Here is a 14,539-nt window from a genome sequence, read left to right as displayed (position 1 = left end):
AGCAGTCGAGTTGACGGCCGTGGACGCACGCGGGCGAGCCGACCGCGATCGAAAACTGATCCAGCGTCAGTCCGCGCCGGCCGACCCGTCCGTCACGGCGTCGGCCTGAGTGGAGCACATCACAGCAGCTCCTCGAACGATTCCGGGATCCCCGCTGTATTTGCTCTGGCAATGTGCTTGATCGTCGTCCCGTAGCGTCGGTTGCACGTCCGGTGCCCTCGAGCACCGCGTGACCAGCACCCCCGAGCACCCGGGACACCTCATGCCCCTTGATGAACTGCGCCGTGTCCGGCCGGACCTGGTGGACTCGTTCACGGCCGCGCTCCCGGGAGCCCGGGCCACCGTGCTCGGCCGGCTGTGGGGCGCGTTCTCACGAGAACCCGTGCCCGGTGTGACCGGGCATCGCCAGACGTCCGACAGTCTCGTGATCGACCTGCGACGGGGCGGCTCACTGGCCGCGGCCCGGTCCTGTGCGCGGCCGTTCGCCGAGGTACCCGCGGACTTCACCGTGTCCGGACCCGAGGGGACGATCAGCGAGCCGGCGAAACTCCTGGCACAGCTCGGCCTGCGTACCACCGCGGCGGAACGACTGGCGGCCGAACTCGACAACAGTGTGGTCAACCTGGCCCTGGCCAGGGCCGCGAACGCAAACCCGACGGCCTCACCGAAAGACTCGGCGGACGCCGAGCAGGCGGTTGTCGAGGGCCACCCACAGCATCCCTGCTGCCGGACACGGACCGGCATGTCGATCGCCGACGTGCTCGCCTACGCTCCCGAGCACCACCCGGTCGTCCGACTGGCGCTGCTCCGGGTCCCGGCCGAGCACTGGCAGGGGGCCGGCACCTGGCCTCGGCAGCTGCGGGTCGGCGACACGATCCTGGTCCCGCTGCATCCCTGGCAACGCGACCACGTGCTCACCCGCCATCCCGGCCTGGCCGTCGCCGAGGAGACGATCCCGGCCCGGCCGTTGCTGTCGTTGCGCACGCTGGCTCCGCTGGACGTGCTGCCGGGTTGTCACATCAAGACCGCGCTTGATGTGCAGGTCACCAACTACCGGCGCACCATTTCCCCGGCCGAGGCCGCCGACGGACCGGCGCTGTCCGATCTGGTCTGCGCCGTCCTGGACAAGTCCGGATACGGCGGCAGCCTGCGCGTCCTGCGTGAACTGGGCGGCGGCGCGGTACGGGTGGACGGGCAGCCCACGGCGAGCCTGGCCGCGATGATCCGGGAGTCGACCGAGTGCTGCCTGGACCCCGGCGAGATCGCGGTGCCGCTCACCGCCGTCCACGCGACAGGAGCCACGCTGATCCGGGGCGATCCGGTGCGCTGGCTCGCGGACTTCGCCGGACTCGTCCTGCCGCCCGCACTGACCTTGCTGTCCATGGGCGTGGCGTTGGAGGCCCACGGCCAGAACACCCTGGTCGTGCTCCGGAACGGGCGGCCGGTACGGGTGCTCTACCGCGACCTCGACGGCGTACGTGTAAGCCCACGGCGCCTGGCCCGGTGCGGCTTCACGCTGCCACCGCTGCTCGGCACCCGCGCGGGCGACGACACGGACGCGCTGCACACCAAACTGTTCGGCGGCCTGGTCAGCGGCGTCTTCAGCGAGCTGGTCGACGTCCTCACCCGGACGCGGGGGGCCGATCCCCGAGCGCTGTGGGGTGCGGTGGCCGGCGTGGGCCGCCAGGTGTACGCCGACCTGCCGGACCACCAGGACGCCGCGGCCTTCTTCGGCGACACGATGCCGCTGAAGGCGACCGTCGCCATGCGCCTCTCCGGAAACCCGGGCAGGGCTCAGTGGACCCACCTGCCCAACCCGCTGGCCCTGTGCCGCTGACATCCCCCACCGACCGTCGTCCCCCTGGAGCGACCGTATGACCACCGGTACCGCCCCCCACACCGGGTTCGCCACCACAACCGTCACCGCCTCGGCCGGAGAACCGATCCGGACGGCCGACGCAGTCACCGCCCACACACTGCTCAACTGCCTGCTGCGCGAGGTCTCCGCCCCCGAACACCAGGTGACCGTCGCCGACGGCCACCTTCTGCTCCGCCTGCCGCGCCGGGGCCTCCTGCTGCGTTCCCGTCTCCGGCGGACCTCCCTGATCGGAGCCCACCGCTTCCAGGGTCCGGTGCAGCGGCTCGCCGACGGCACCTGGGTGACGGTGGGCTGGAGGGAGCTGGCCGGCTTCATCGAGGACGAACTGGAACTGCGCACCGGGGTCGCCAACGAGGAGTTCCTCAGCCAGGTGGCGGACAGCCGGGAGACGATCCGGACCGCGCTGGAGCAGCGGGCCGCCGGCGCGCCGCAGGCCGACCCGTACGTGGCGTCGGAGCAGTCCCTGGTGTTCGGCCATCGCTTCCACCCCACTCCGAAGGCCCGCACCGGCGACCCGGCGGACTGGCTGGCGTACGGCCCGGAGACCGGTGCGCGTTTTTGCCTGCGCTACCTGGCGGTGCGCCGCCATCTCATCTGTGAGGAGGGCGAGTTGGGTGAGATGGACGCACTGCATCCGACGGCCGACCCGGAGTTCGCGGTACTGCCGGTGCACCCCTGGCAGTACCGGCTGCTCCAGGGCAACGCCCGATTGCGCGAGGCGGTGGCCGCCGGCGATGTCGTCGACAGGGGGCTGAGCGGGCCGGAGTTGGTGCCGACGGCCTCGGTGCGCACCCTCTACCACCCGGACAGCGACGTCTTTCTGAAGTTCAGTCTGAACGTCCGCCTCACCAACTGCGTCCGCAGGCACACACGGTACGAACTGGCCGGCGCTGTCGCCCTCAACCGGGTGCTCCAGCCCGTCTTCGCCGAGCTGTCCGAGCGCCACCCGGGCTGCGCGCTCCTGGCCGAGCCCGGCTACCGCACCCTCGACGGCGATCTCGACCTCCTCGAAGGTCTCGGCGTCATCGTCCGCTCCGGTCTGCGCCACCACCTTCTCCCCGGGGTGACACCCCTGCTCGCCGCAGCCGTGGCGGACGAGTACCCCACCGGTCCGGCCCACGTCTCCCACCTGCTCGCGCGCGGCGACAAAGACATCCTGGCCTGGTGGGACACCTATCTACGGCTGCTGCTGCCACCGGTGCTGGCCGCCTACTTCGACCACGGCGTCGTACTGGAACCCCACCTGCAGAACGTCGTCGTCGGTGTGCGTGCGGACGGCACACCGGCGCAGATGTTCTTCCGGGACCTGGAGGGCACCAAGCTTCTGCCCGGGCACCACCGGCACGCCCTCGCCGAACTGCCGGACGAGGTCCGGGAACCCCTCGCCTACGATGCCGAACGCGGCTGGAACCGGGTCGCCTACTGCCTCCTGGTCAACCACACCGCCGAAGTACTGGGCGCCCTGGCCGACCTCGATCCGACACTGGAACCCGCCCTCTGGGGCCTGGTCCGCGACCACCTCGGCGCCTACGCCCGCACCGCCGGCGAACCGCCACGCCTGCGTGCCCTGCTGTCCGGAGTGCCGCTGCCCGCAAAGGCCAACCTCCTCCTGCGCTGGGCCCGCAAAGCCGACCGGCACGCCACCTACGTCCCGCTGCCCAGCCCGCTCGGCGCGGACTTCCCCCGCGAGGCGATCCGGTGAGGCCCGCCCTCCTCGACCTCGTCGGCACCATGACCGACGACGACCTGCCCGCCTACGTCTACGACCTGCCGCACCTGCGCGAGCACGTACAGGCCATCCGGGCCGCCCTTCCGGAACGCGTCGAGCTGCTGTACGCGGCCAAGGCCAACTCCGACCCCCGGATCCTGCGGACGCTGGCCGGAAACGTCGACGGGTTCGAGGTCGCCTCCGGCGGTGAGCTGAGCCACGTCCGGGCACTCGTCCCCCACGCACCGATCGCCTTCGGAGGCCCCGGGAAGACGGAGACGGAGCTGACCTGTGCGCTGAACTCGGGAGTGGAGCGCCTGCACATCGAGAGCGAACACGAACTGCGGCTGGTCACCACGGTGCTGGGCGACGGACTCGCCGAGGTCCTGCTCCGCGTCAACCTGCCCGTCGCCCTCGGCCGGGTCGCCCTCGCCATGGGTGGTCTTCCCGGCCCCTTCGGCATGGACCCCGCGCAGCTGGACCGCTGCCTGGAGGTGATCGCGTCCGACCCGCGCGTCCGGCTGCACGGCCTCCACTTCCACCTCGCCAGCGGACTCGGGGCCCGGGCCCAGCTGGCTCTTGTCGGCAAGGTCCTGACCTGGGCCGAAGGCTGGGCTCAGGAACGCGGAGTCGACCTGGCCGAGGTCAACGTCGGCGGGGGAATGGGCGTCGACTACGCGGCCCCGCACCAGGTCTTCGACTGGCCCGCGTTCGGTGCGGGCCTATGCTCCCTGCTGGCCCGCCACCCTCGCCTCACACTGCGCATCGAGCCCGGCCGCTCGATCACCGCGTACTGCGGCTGGTACGTCACCCGGGTCCTGGACGTCAAGTTCAGCCGTGGGCAGGCGTTCGCCGTGCTGCGCGGGGGCACCCACCATCTGCGTACCCCGGCCGCGAAACAGCACGACCAGCCCTTCGAGGTGATCCCCGAGGACGAATGGCTCCCGTCCTGGAACCGCCCGGAGGCCCGTGACGAGCCGGTGACACTGGTCGGACAGCTGTGCACGCCCAAGGACGTCCTGGCACGCGGAGTCATGGTGGACCGACTGCGCGTCGGCGACCGCGTGGCCTTCGCCATGGCCGGCGCCTACGCCTGGAACATCTCCCACCACGCCTTCCTGATGCACCCCCACCCGACCTTCCACCACGTCGACGATGTGAAGGCACCCGCCCCGGCCGGCCATGCCCGTCAGATGCCATGAACGCGGTGCTCGCCCCACTCGCCGTCCGGAACTTCCGCCGCTACCTGCTCGGGCAGCTGACCTCCAACATCGGCACCTGGATGCAGCGCGCCGCCCAGGACCTGCTCGTCCTCCACCTCTCCGGCGACAGCGGCAGCGCGGTCGGCATCGTCACCGCACTGCAGTTCCTGCCCCAGACCCTGTTCGGACTGACCGGAGGCGTCCTCGCCGACCGGTTCCCCAAGCGGCGGCTGCTGCTCCTGACGCAGGCCGCCATGGGAGCGCAGTCGCTCCTGCTCGGGCTGCTGACGGTCACCGGAGCGGTCAACCTGCTGTGCGTGTACGCGCTGGCCTTCGCCCTCGGGACCGCCACCGCCGTGGACAGCCCCGCCCGCAACGCGTACATCTGCGAACTCGTCGACCGCGCGCGCGTGGCCACGGCGGTCAGCCTGAACTCCGCCCAGTTCAACGCGGCCCGCATCCTCGGCCCCGCCCTCGCGGGCCTGACCGTCGCCGCTTTCGGCACGGGTCTCGTATTCCTCGTGAACGCCGTCTCCTACCTCGCCGTCCTCTACGGCCTGATCACCATCCGCACCGACGGCCCGGGCGGAAACAGCACGGCCCCACCCGCCCGTACCCGGCTGGCCGACGCCTTCCGGGACATCGCCGCCACCCCGGAACTGCTGCTGCCGATGTGCGTCATCGCCTTCGTCGGCACCCTCGGCCTGAACTTCCAGGTCACCATCTCGCTCGTGGCCGTCACGGTCTTCCACTCCGGCGCCGCCGCCTTCGGCTGTCTCTCCGCCGCCTACGCCCTGGGCAGCCTGATCGGCGGGATCCACGGGGCGAGCCGCGGCAAGCCGCCCACCCTGCGACGACTGATCACCACCACCGTCGTCTTCGGTGCGCTGGAAGCCATGCTGGGCCTGATGCCGGGCTACGGCACGTTCATGGCCCTGCTGGTCCCCACCGGCTTCGCCGCGGTGACCGTGACCACCACGGCCAACACGCTGACCCAGCTTCATGCCGACCCGCGCCTGCGGGGCCGCGTCCTTGCCGTCTACTACGTCGTCCTGCTCGGCGGCACTCCCGTCGGCGCCCCGCTGGTCGGCCTGGTGTCGGACGCCCTCGGTGTCCGGTCCAGCCTCGTCCTCGCCGGCGTGGTGTCGGCGTCCTCCGCGCTCGCACTGTCTGCCCTGGTCTCAGCGCGAACCCGACGGCGTACCCGGGTCACCACACCCATCGGCCAGGTCCGACGGAACCCTGCGGCCTGCGCCGTCCCGCCGCGGAGTTCGCCATCAGCGCCGGCGGACACGGCGGAAACATGATCGAGAGCCGCCCGGATGCGGGCGCCGGGCGCGATCTACACTTGCGGCCCGTACACGGTGACTGACCGGAGAGGTCGTTCTCGCATGGATCTGCAACTCGCCGGAAAGTGCGCGATCGTCACGGGAGCGAGCCGGGGCATCGGATACGCCGTCGCCCGCGCGCTGGCCGCCGAAGGTGCCGCTGTCGTGCTGGCCGCCAGAGGCGGGGAGGCACTCCAGGCTGCGGCGGCGCGCATCGTCGCCGACGGCGGCCGGGCACTCGCCGTGGTGACGGACACCACCGACGAGGCCTCCGTACAGGAACTGGTACGGCGTGCGGCCGAGTCGTTCGGGGGTGTCGACATCCTCGTCAACTCGGCTGCCACCCCTGCCACTTCGGGGTTTGCCGGCGCCCTCGCCGACATCGACGACGAGCGGCTGCGCCAAGAGGTGGAGACCAAGGTCCTCGGCTATCTGCGCTGCGTGCGGGCGGTGGCCCCGCTGATGACCGCGCGGGGGTGGGGGCGCGTCATCAACGTCAGCGGCCTGGCCGCCCGGCAGACCGGGTCGGTGATCGGCTCGGTGCGCAACGTCGCGGTGACGGCGATGACGAAGAACCTGGCGGACGAACTCGGCCCCCGGGGGATCAACGTCACCGTCGTCCACCCCGGCGCGACGATCACCGAGGCGTCCCCGGCGGTGTTCGCCGCCATGGCGGAGGCGCAGGGTGTCGGCGAGGCGGAGGTCGTGCGGCGGCTCTCCTCCGCGGTGAGCATCGGCCGTCTCGTCACGGCGGACGAGATCGCGAACACCGTCGCCTTCCTGGCGTCCCCTCTGAGCGTGGCGGTCAACGGTGAGTCGATCGCGGTCGGCGGCGGTCAGGTCGGTCCGATCCACTACTGACCCGCCGGGGTTTCCGCCACCCACTGGTCCTCACGGCCAACGCACCGGTCGAACTCCCCGGGGACTGAACGAGCCGGTCAGAAACCTGCCGCACGGACCGTCGAGTACACCTCGGCGGCCACGTCCTTCAGTTCCCGCGCGCCCCGCACGGCCCACGAGAGGTCGACCAGGAACTCGTCGAGACCGATCCCGGCGTACGCCATCAGATCGGTGACGATCTGCTCGACGTCGCCCTGGAAGGGCCGGCGGTCCGCCCCCTCGTAGCGTTTGGCGGTGTAGTCCGGGTTCACCCGCACCACCGTCCGCAGCGGCCGGGTGCGGCCCCGCTCGGCGGCGAGATCCTGCAACTGGCGCCACTGGGCGGCCACCTGCTCGGGACCGTCGGCGTACGGCAGCCAGCCGTCGGCGTGGTCGACGAAATTCTTCGGCCGTATGGCCGACGGGTACGCGGGCTGGCGCGTTGTGGCTGGTCGGGTAGGGTCTGCGGCGGCGGTCCGGGGTGGTGACCCGGCGGCCCGCGGAACTGTTGACGATATAGTCAAGCGTCTGCTTGAATGAATGGCATGACAAGGGCGGAAAAGGCGGATCTGCGCCGCGAGGCGGGTCAGCGTACGCGGGACGGCCTGCAGACGGCCGCCCTGGAGCTGCTCTCGCAACGAGGCCAGGAGGGCGTGACCCTCCGCGAGATCACCGATCGCGCCGGAGCCAACGTCGCCGCGGTGAGTTACCACTTCGGGTCGCTGAAGGCACTGTGCGAATCGGCGATAGAGCACGCGCTGGAGCGGTATCTCGACGCGCAGCTCCGGGAACTGGGTGCGCTCGCCTCCACTGCGACACTCCAGGAGGTGGCGGCGGCGTTCGCCCGGCCCATGATGCGCGCGCTCGCGTCCGGCGGACAGGACCTGGCCGTGATGCGGACCGTGGCGCGCGTCGGCATCGATCCGCCGCAGGCCTGGGAGCGGCTGAACGGCAAGTTCGACCAGAGCCGCCGGGAGGCCCTCAGGGTCCTGACGGCGAACCTTCCCGGAGTCGGCGAGGAGGAGCTGATCTTCCGCACGCGCTGCGCGGCCGGCCTGCTGAACTGGCTCGCGCTGGCACCCATCGGTGCCGAACTGGCCGCCATGCCCGCCGAACAGATCGAGCGGCAACTGGTCCCCGTGGTGACCGGAGCGTTCCGCGGGGACGCCCCGGTCGGCGGCTGACCGGGCCGAAGCCCACCGGCACCCGGACAACTGCGCCGCCGGTCGGCCGGTGTTGCTCGTGAAGGTCGGCTTCAGGTACCGGGCTCTCCCCGAGGCCGCCGACCGGCCGGATTCCGGTGTCAGCCGATGCTCAGGTCGTCGAGGTAGCCGCGATAGCCCCCCGTCGCGCCCGGTCGGTCGTAACCGAGGATCTTGCTGATCGCCTGACCCGCCCTGACCGCGCCGAGGTTCACGGTGACGTGGTTCCACCTGTCGAGCGTGAGGTGCCCGCACTGGTCTCCGGGATCGACGCGTTGCCCGGGGTGAACATGCGCGCCCACAGCCGCCGCCAGCCGTCCTCCCCGGCACGCGCCGTCGCCTCGAAGTCCTCGGTCGCGGTGCGGGCCTGGGCCGAGACGGCGTCGGCGTCGGTGCCGTACGCGCAGGCGATCCCGATCTCCACGCTCCGGCCGGGCTCGATCCGGCAGGTCCACCCCGCCCGCCTGCCGGCCCCCTCGGCCCGCAGTTCGCCGGGCGGCTCGGCGAAGGCGTAGACGGCGTGTGCCGGCGAGCGGGAGCCAGCGAAGGTGACCGTCCCGTCCTCGATGCGGGACACCCAGCGGCGCGACTCGGTCCAGTGCGGGTGCGGGCGATCTCGGAACCCGCGAGACGCAGCACGACGAGGTCGGCCTCGACGTCCACGTGGACGTCGTACCAATCCCCGACGGTGAGTTCGGCGTCGGCGGACTCCGTTCCCCGGTGATGCCGAGCCACAGCCGGCCGTCCCCGAATCCGATCCGCAGCGGGTCGGGGTGGAGGAGCGGAAGGCGCAGGCACAACCGCGAGCAACCGCCGCCGGGCCGTAGAAGCCGGCTTCTGTCGACGCGCTCGCCACCGGGTCCTTCGAGGCCACAGGGGCGATCCCGACCACTGGGCACTCGCGACCTCCGAGGCCACGGGGACGATCCCGACCATGGGGCGCGCTCGCGACCTCCCGCCTGAGCCGCACCTCCTGCGGTGCGCACCAAATCTTGGGGCATGCTTTACGCGAGACGGGCAACCGTGGGCCATGCCATGACTGTCTGACAATTAGTCGGGTGTCGGGCCCGTAGGGGCCGAAGAACGAGAGAGTGGGGCAGACCGTGAGGCGGCGCAAGGGCGGCATAGGGATCGCACTCGTCACGGGCATGATGGTGGTGGGTGCGAGCGCCTGCGGCGGGGGCGGCAGTGACAAGGCGAGCGGTGACGACGGGAAGGCGTCGGTGAAGCCGAGCGCGAGTGCCTCGCCCACACCGACGAAGCCCGCGGGCCCGCCGATGCTCCTGGACACGATCACCCCGCAGACGGGAACCACGGTCGGTGTGGCCATGCCGATCTCGGTGATCTTCACGAACCCGGTGGCGGCCAAGGCACGGGCCACCGTGGAGAAGCACATGAAGGTGAGCGCCTCACAGCCGGTGGCCGGCGCCTGGCACTGGATGGGCGACCGGCGCGCCGACTGGCGCCCGAAGACGTACTGGCCCTCCGGTACGACGGTGAAGATCGACGCCGACATGAAGGGCGTCAGCAACGGCAACGGACGCTACGGCGTGCACGGTTACACGCACACCTTCAAGATCGGTGACGACGTACGCGCGGACGTCTCGGTGACCAACCACACCATGAAGGTCACCCGGAACGGCCAGACCGTACGCACCCTGTCGATCAACGCCGGCAGCGCCGAGTATCCGACGTGGAACGGCACGATGGCCGTCATCGACAAGCAGGAGAAGGTCCACATGACCTCCTGCAGCGTCGGCATCAGCTGCGACAAGGGCAGCCCCAACTACTACGACCTGACACTGCCCTGGGACGTCCACCTGACCCAGTCGGGCACCTACGTGCACTACTCGACCGGCGACCCGAACCCGGGCAGCGGCAGCGCCCGCGGCTCGCACGGCTGCGTCCACCTGTCCATGTCGGACGCCAAGTGGTTCTACGGCCAGGTCAAGCAGGGCGACCCCGTGACCATCACCGGCTCGCCCCGCGCCAAGGCCCCGGCCGACAACGGCTACGCCGACTTCAACCTGGGATGGGACCAGTGGCTCGCGGGCAGCGCCTCGGGGGAGCAGACGACGGCGACGCTCTGACCCACTGAAACCCCAAGAACGAAAACAGGCCCGTTTTGAACTGACGGTTCACCCAAAACCGACTCAGAGTTCATCACTGACCTACAAGTTCATGGGCATGACCTCAAGACCTCGCTTGCGCAAGCGCACCCGGATCGGCATAGCGATCGCCGTCACCGTCGCCGTGGCGGGCACCGGCACAGTCGTGGCCCAGGCCCACGGCTGGCTGTCCGCCCCGGCGCACGACTTCGACGCGGCCGCCGACTCCTTCTCCGGCCACGACACGGTGACCGGCGACGTGCTGCGCAACGACTCCGGCGCGACCGCCGTCGTGCGGCACACCGACCCGTCCCACGGCACGGCGACGGTCAACGCGGACGGCACGTTCACGTACACGCCGAGCTCCGGCTTCAAGGGCACCGACACCTTCACGTACACGGCGACCGACGCCGTACAGCTGTTCAAGGACACCCAGCCGAACGGCGCCCCGCTGCCCTCGCTCGCGACGGTCGCCGGCCCGGGCGGCACCACCACCCAGATCTCCGGTGAGGGCTACGGCTCCTCGCTCGCCCCGGTGCCGGGCCGGTCGGGCTACTTCTACGGCCTCACCGACCGCGGCCCCAACGCCGACGCCCCGGACGGCAACAAGTCCGAGATGCTCACCGACTTCACGCCGCAGATCGGCGAGTTCAAGCTGGTCAAGGGCAAGGCCGAGCTGGTCAAGAAGGTCACCCTGAAGGGGCCGAAGAGCCTTGGCGGCGTGCAGTACAGCGGCCGTCCGCCGCACGACACCAGCGAGGTGATCGACGACGTCACCGCGACGAACGCCAACGGCGGCACGCCCACGCCCGTGGCCCGGGATCCCTACGGCTACGACTCCGAGGGCCTGGTGGCGCTGCCCGACGGCACGTTCTGGGTCTCGGACGAGTACGGTCCGTACATCACGCACTTCGACCGGAACGGCTACGAACTGGGCCGGCTGACCCCGTACAAGGACAGCCAGGACAACCAGTATCACAAGATCGTCGGCTACCTGCCGGCCGAGCTGGCCAACCGCCTGAAGAACAAGGGCATGGAGGGCCTGACGGTCACGCCGGACGGCTCGACGCTGGTGGGCGTCATGCAGGCCGCACTGCAGCAGCCGGATGTCGGCAGCACCAAGGCGTCCAACCTCGCGCCCACCCGCATCGTCACGATCGACCTGCGCACGTGGAAGACCAAGCAGTACCTGTACCTGCTGGACGATCCGGCCACCACGGGTGACGCCAACAGCGAGATCACGGCGTTGTCCGACACGAAGTTCGTCATCGACGAACGGGACGGCAACTTCGAGCCGTTCGCCCAGAAGTCCCTCTACGAGGTCGACATCAACGGCGCGACCGACGTCAGCGGGCTGACGATCGGCGGCAAGTCGCCCGAGGCGTTCGTCGGCAAGGTCGGCACCAACGCCGCGCTCACGGCGCTCACCGGTGCCGGCGTCCAGGTCGCGCAGAAGCAGCCGTACCTCGACGTCGGGACGCTGGTGAGCCAGCTCGACCCCAGCGGGAAGTTCTTCGCGCACGACAAGGTCGAGGGCGTCGCCACCTCGGACGCCGGCAAGACGCTGTACCTGTCCAACGACGACGACTTCGGCATCGACACCATCGCCGTCGACCCCGACGGGAAGTGGACCGTCCACCAGAAGGTGCTGCCGCCGACAGGTCAGACCGACAACGGCGAGATCCTGAAGGTCGACACCACCAAGTTGCCAACCGTGCTCAAGACCGTCACGGTGACGATCCGCGTGAAGTGACGTACTCAGCGTCCCGCCCCCGGGCCCGTCCACTCCGGTGGACGGGCCCGGGGGCGGCAACGGGCGGACCGGGCGTGAGCCGTTGGTGCGGACCGGGCTGTGAGCCGTTGGTGCGGCCGTCATGCCGCGGCGGTGCTGCCTCTCATCCGCCCCTCTGTCCCTCCGCTCATCCGCTCATCCGCTCATCCGAAGGCGGCCAGGGATACCGGCTGCCACCGGCGCCAGGTGTTCAGACGCTCCTCGTAGAGGTCGGCGACATCGGTGAAGGACCTGCCGAGGAAGATCCTCAGCGGGGGCTGGTCCGCGTCGACGATCCGAAGGATCGCTTCGCGGGTGGCGCGCGGGTCACCGGCCTCGAAATCCACCGCGGTGGCCGCGTGGACTTCGGCGTACTCCGAGTGCCGCTCACTGTGCCGTGCCCCGCGGGCCAGCCAGTCGGTGGCATAGGGACCAGGCTCGACGTTGGTGATGTGGATGCCCAAAGGCGCCACCTCCTGCGCCAGGGACTCGGACAACCCTTCCAGGGCCCATTTGGAGGCGTGGTACGCACCGATACCGGGGAAGGCCCGTACACCGCCCTCGCTGGTCACCTGCAAAATCCTTCCCGACCCTTGGGCCCGCATCACCGGCAGCACGGCCTGCGTGACCCACACCGCGCCGAAGAAGTTGGTCTCCATCTGAGCCCGGAGTTCGTCTTCGCCCAGTTCCTCGACCATGCCGAAATGCCCGTAGCCGGCATTGTTGACCGCGATGTCGAGCGAGCCGAAATACGAGTGAGTACGCCGCACTGCCGCATGCACCGCCGCACGGTCGGTGACGTCGAGCCGGAGCGGCAACACCGCATCCCCGAACCGCTCCACCAAAGGGACCAGCCGGCCGACGTCCCGAGCCGTCGCGACGACACGATCGCCGCGCTCGAGCGCCGCCTCCGCCCACTCACGGCCGAATCCCCTCGAACTGCCCGTGATGAACCAAGTCCTCGCCATGATGGGTGCTCCTTTTCTAAGTGATGAGGTGGATCGCGGTGGATTGCCTGACGCCGCTCCTTCATCGTGCTGCTGATCGGGACATTCCACCAGCGAGGGTCTCGCACAGAAGACATACCGTTTTGGAATGTGTCAGGATGGCGCCATGGCCGACTACACCCTCACCGGCCTGCGCGTCATCCAGGCCGTAGTCGACACCGGATCGTTCACCGCCGCGGCCGACGCGCTGGGATACACGCAGTCGGCGGTGTCCCGTCAGGTGGCGGCGATGGAAGCCGCCGCGGGCGTACCGCTGTTCGTCCGGGGTGCCCGTGGGGTCGTCCCCTCACCGGCGGGGATGCTGCTCGCCCGCCGGGCCGCGACGGTCGTCAACGAGATCGATGCCGTCGGCACAGACCTCGCCGGGCTGCGGGACCATCTCACCGGGCGAGTCGTCGTCGCCGCGTTCCCTTCGGCCGCAACTGTGCTCGTCCCCAGGGCACTGGCCCGCCTGCGACACGAGCACCCGGGCCTGATCGTCGAGCTCGGCGAGGCGTCCTCACCCACCCAGCTCCGCCAACTCCGCGCCCACCGCATCGACGTCGCGGTGATCGCCGTGGGACCGGACCTGCCCGCCTACGACGTCGAGGGACTGCTCCGCGACCTGCTCCTGGACGGCGGCCTCCTGCTCGCCGTGCCCGCGACCCACCGGTTCGCCGGTCGCGGAACCGTCCCGGTGACCGAACTGAGAGACGAAGCCTGGATCGTCGGCAAGGGCCTCCGCGACGACCCCCAGTTCGGCGCCTGGCCGACCCTCGACCATCCACGGGTCGCCTACTCCGCCCGCGAATGGCCCACTCGCCTGGGTCTTGTCGCCGCCGGTCTTGGCATCGCCGTACTGCCCGAACTGGCCGCGGCGGCGGTCCCCGCCGGCGTCCGCACCGTCCGCGTCGACGACCCCGCCTGGCTCGGCAGGGCCACGGTGGCCGTCACGGCCCGCGACCGTTCTCCCGCGGTGACGGCCACGGTGGAGGCGCTCCGACACGAGGCCGCACAACTTCGTGCGACCTGACGATCGGCTCTCGGGCCGATCCGCCTCGTCGCTCACGCCCTCCAGCGACAGCCCAGGGAAGAATTCACGGCGACGGCGACGGCGACGGCGTAGGGCCGAGGGCTTCCGCTATGCGCCGCAGGGGCGCGGTGGCGTCCTGGTGGTCCAGCCCAGGCAGGTGGGCGGCCGCGGCGGGTCGGCGAACACGGCGTCGTACGGGGCGCGGCCGAGCCGGCTGGTGGCGAGGGTGGCGACGCGGAGGTCAGGACCATCCGCCACCTCCGGGCAGGAAGGTCAGGAGGTCCAGGGCTTCGGTTGCGCGGGCAGCGACAACCAGGTGTGGAACTCAACCGCGCGCCGCGTAGCCCGGCAGGGCCGTCGCGACCGGCCGGTCAGCACGGGACGAACGCTCGACGGCGCCCCGGCACCCCCCTGCTGTCCTCTCGGGACCGGAGTGTCGGTCC

General features: G+C 70.7%; 13 protein-coding genes. 9 read left to right on the top strand and 4 right to left on the bottom strand.

Annotated elements, in window-relative coordinates:
• Positions 1 to 229: 229 nt before the first annotated feature.
• From ACZ4N4_RS29020 to ACZ4N4_RS29000, 5 genes are all read left to right on the top strand, one after another.
• A complete protein-coding gene (locus tag ACZ4N4_RS29020; RefSeq protein ID WP_467594138.1) occupies positions 230 to 1,837 on the top strand; it encodes an IucA/IucC family protein in 1,608 nt (535 codons plus the stop codon).
• Between the two features lie 37 nt (positions 1,838 to 1,874).
• On the top strand, positions 1,875 to 3,581 hold the full coding sequence (locus ACZ4N4_RS29015; protein WP_467594135.1) for an IucA/IucC family protein: 1,707 nt from the start codon (positions 1,875 to 1,877) through the stop codon (positions 3,579 to 3,581).
• On the top strand, positions 3,578 to 4,789 hold the full coding sequence (locus ACZ4N4_RS29010) for a type III PLP-dependent enzyme (RefSeq protein ID WP_467594132.1): 1,212 nt from the start codon (positions 3,578 to 3,580) through the stop codon (positions 4,787 to 4,789). The genes ACZ4N4_RS29015 and ACZ4N4_RS29010 overlap by 4 nt, the downstream gene beginning before the upstream one ends.
• Positions 4,786 to 6,096: an MFS transporter gene (locus ACZ4N4_RS29005; RefSeq protein WP_467594130.1), complete on the top strand. Its 1,311-nt coding sequence runs from the start codon at positions 4,786 to 4,788 to the stop codon at positions 6,094 to 6,096. The genes ACZ4N4_RS29010 and ACZ4N4_RS29005 overlap by 4 nt, the downstream gene beginning before the upstream one ends.
• An 84-nt stretch (positions 6,097 to 6,180) precedes the next feature.
• On the top strand, positions 6,181 to 6,978 hold the full coding sequence (locus ACZ4N4_RS29000; protein ID WP_467594127.1) for an SDR family NAD(P)-dependent oxidoreductase: 798 nt from the start codon (positions 6,181 to 6,183) through the stop codon (positions 6,976 to 6,978).
• Positions 6,979 to 7,055: 77 nt separating this feature from the next.
• Here the strand turns inward: ACZ4N4_RS29000 and ACZ4N4_RS28995 are convergent, their stop codons facing one another.
• Positions 7,056 to 7,520 carry a hypothetical protein gene (locus ACZ4N4_RS28995; protein ID WP_467594124.1) on the bottom strand — a complete coding sequence of 155 codons (465 nt, stop codon included), beginning with the start codon at positions 7,518 to 7,520 and terminating at the stop codon, positions 7,056 to 7,058.
• Positions 7,521 to 7,541: 21 nt separating this feature from the next.
• On the opposite strand from ACZ4N4_RS28995, the gene ACZ4N4_RS28990 reads away from it, so the two are divergent.
• Positions 7,542 to 8,180, top strand: a complete 639-nt coding sequence (locus ACZ4N4_RS28990) for a TetR/AcrR family transcriptional regulator (RefSeq protein WP_467594121.1) — start codon at positions 7,542 to 7,544, stop codon at positions 8,178 to 8,180.
• Positions 8,181 to 8,409: 229 nt separating this feature from the next.
• Here ACZ4N4_RS28990 and ACZ4N4_RS28985 read toward each other — a convergent pair whose 3' ends face one another.
• Positions 8,410 to 8,775, bottom strand: a complete 366-nt coding sequence (locus ACZ4N4_RS28985) for a hypothetical protein (protein ID WP_467594118.1) — start codon at positions 8,773 to 8,775, stop codon at positions 8,410 to 8,412.
• Between the two features lie 574 nt (positions 8,776 to 9,349).
• Between ACZ4N4_RS28985 and ACZ4N4_RS28980 the strand changes: the two genes are divergently transcribed.
• A complete protein-coding gene (locus tag ACZ4N4_RS28980) occupies positions 9,350 to 10,288 on the top strand; it encodes a L,D-transpeptidase (protein ID WP_467594358.1) in 939 nt (312 codons plus the stop codon).
• 97 nt (positions 10,289 to 10,385) lie between these two features.
• Entirely contained in the window at positions 10,386 to 12,059 is a 1,674-nt protein-coding gene (locus tag ACZ4N4_RS28975) for an esterase-like activity of phytase family protein (protein WP_467594115.1), read from the top strand.
• 182 nt (positions 12,060 to 12,241) lie between these two features.
• Here the strand turns inward: ACZ4N4_RS28975 and ACZ4N4_RS28970 are convergent, their stop codons facing one another.
• Positions 12,242 to 13,045 (bottom strand): SDR family NAD(P)-dependent oxidoreductase, encoded by an 804-nt coding sequence (locus tag ACZ4N4_RS28970; RefSeq protein WP_467594355.1) that lies wholly within the window; start codon positions 13,043 to 13,045, stop codon positions 12,242 to 12,244.
• 145 nt (positions 13,046 to 13,190) lie between these two features.
• Here ACZ4N4_RS28970 and ACZ4N4_RS28965 point away from each other — a divergent pair, with 145 nt between their 5' ends.
• Positions 13,191 to 14,096, top strand: coding sequence for a LysR family transcriptional regulator (locus ACZ4N4_RS28965; protein ID WP_467594112.1), 906 nt, complete (start codon positions 13,191 to 13,193; stop codon positions 14,094 to 14,096).
• A 108-nt stretch (positions 14,097 to 14,204) separates the two neighbouring features.
• Here ACZ4N4_RS28965 and ACZ4N4_RS28960 read toward each other — a convergent pair whose 3' ends face one another.
• Positions 14,205 to 14,354 carry a hypothetical protein gene (locus ACZ4N4_RS28960; protein ID WP_467594110.1) on the bottom strand — a complete coding sequence of 50 codons (150 nt, stop codon included), beginning with the start codon at positions 14,352 to 14,354 and terminating at the stop codon, positions 14,205 to 14,207.
• Positions 14,355 to 14,539 lie beyond the last annotated feature (185 nt).

The organism is Streptomyces sp. NPDC026538 (assembly GCF_055567535.1).
The sequence above is the reverse complement of the archived record's forward strand: the minus strand, read 5'-3'. Positions and strand labels throughout refer to the sequence as shown.

Excerpts from the sequence above, each read along its gene's own strand:
- ACZ4N4_RS28965 (WP_467594112.1), top strand. The coding sequence starts at position 13,191 with ATGGCCGACTACACCCTCACCGGCCTGCGCGTCATCCAGGCCGTAGTC.
- ACZ4N4_RS29005 (WP_467594130.1), top strand. The coding sequence starts at position 4,786 with ATGAACGCGGTGCTCGCCCCACTCGCCGTCCGGAACTTCCGCCGCTAC.
- ACZ4N4_RS28980 (WP_467594358.1), top strand. The coding sequence starts at position 9,350 with ATGGTGGTGGGTGCGAGCGCCTGCGGCGGGGGCGGCAGTGACAAGGCG.
- ACZ4N4_RS29015 (WP_467594135.1), top strand. The coding sequence starts at position 1,875 with ATGACCACCGGTACCGCCCCCCACACCGGGTTCGCCACCACAACCGTC.
- ACZ4N4_RS28970 (WP_467594355.1), bottom strand. The coding sequence starts at position 13,045 with ATGGCGAGGACTTGGTTCATCACGGGCAGTTCGAGGGGATTCGGCCGT.
- ACZ4N4_RS29000 (WP_467594127.1), top strand. The coding sequence starts at position 6,181 with ATGGATCTGCAACTCGCCGGAAAGTGCGCGATCGTCACGGGAGCGAGC.
- ACZ4N4_RS28975 (WP_467594115.1), top strand. The coding sequence starts at position 10,386 with ATGACCTCAAGACCTCGCTTGCGCAAGCGCACCCGGATCGGCATAGCG.
- ACZ4N4_RS28990 (WP_467594121.1), top strand. The coding sequence starts at position 7,542 with ATGACAAGGGCGGAAAAGGCGGATCTGCGCCGCGAGGCGGGTCAGCGT.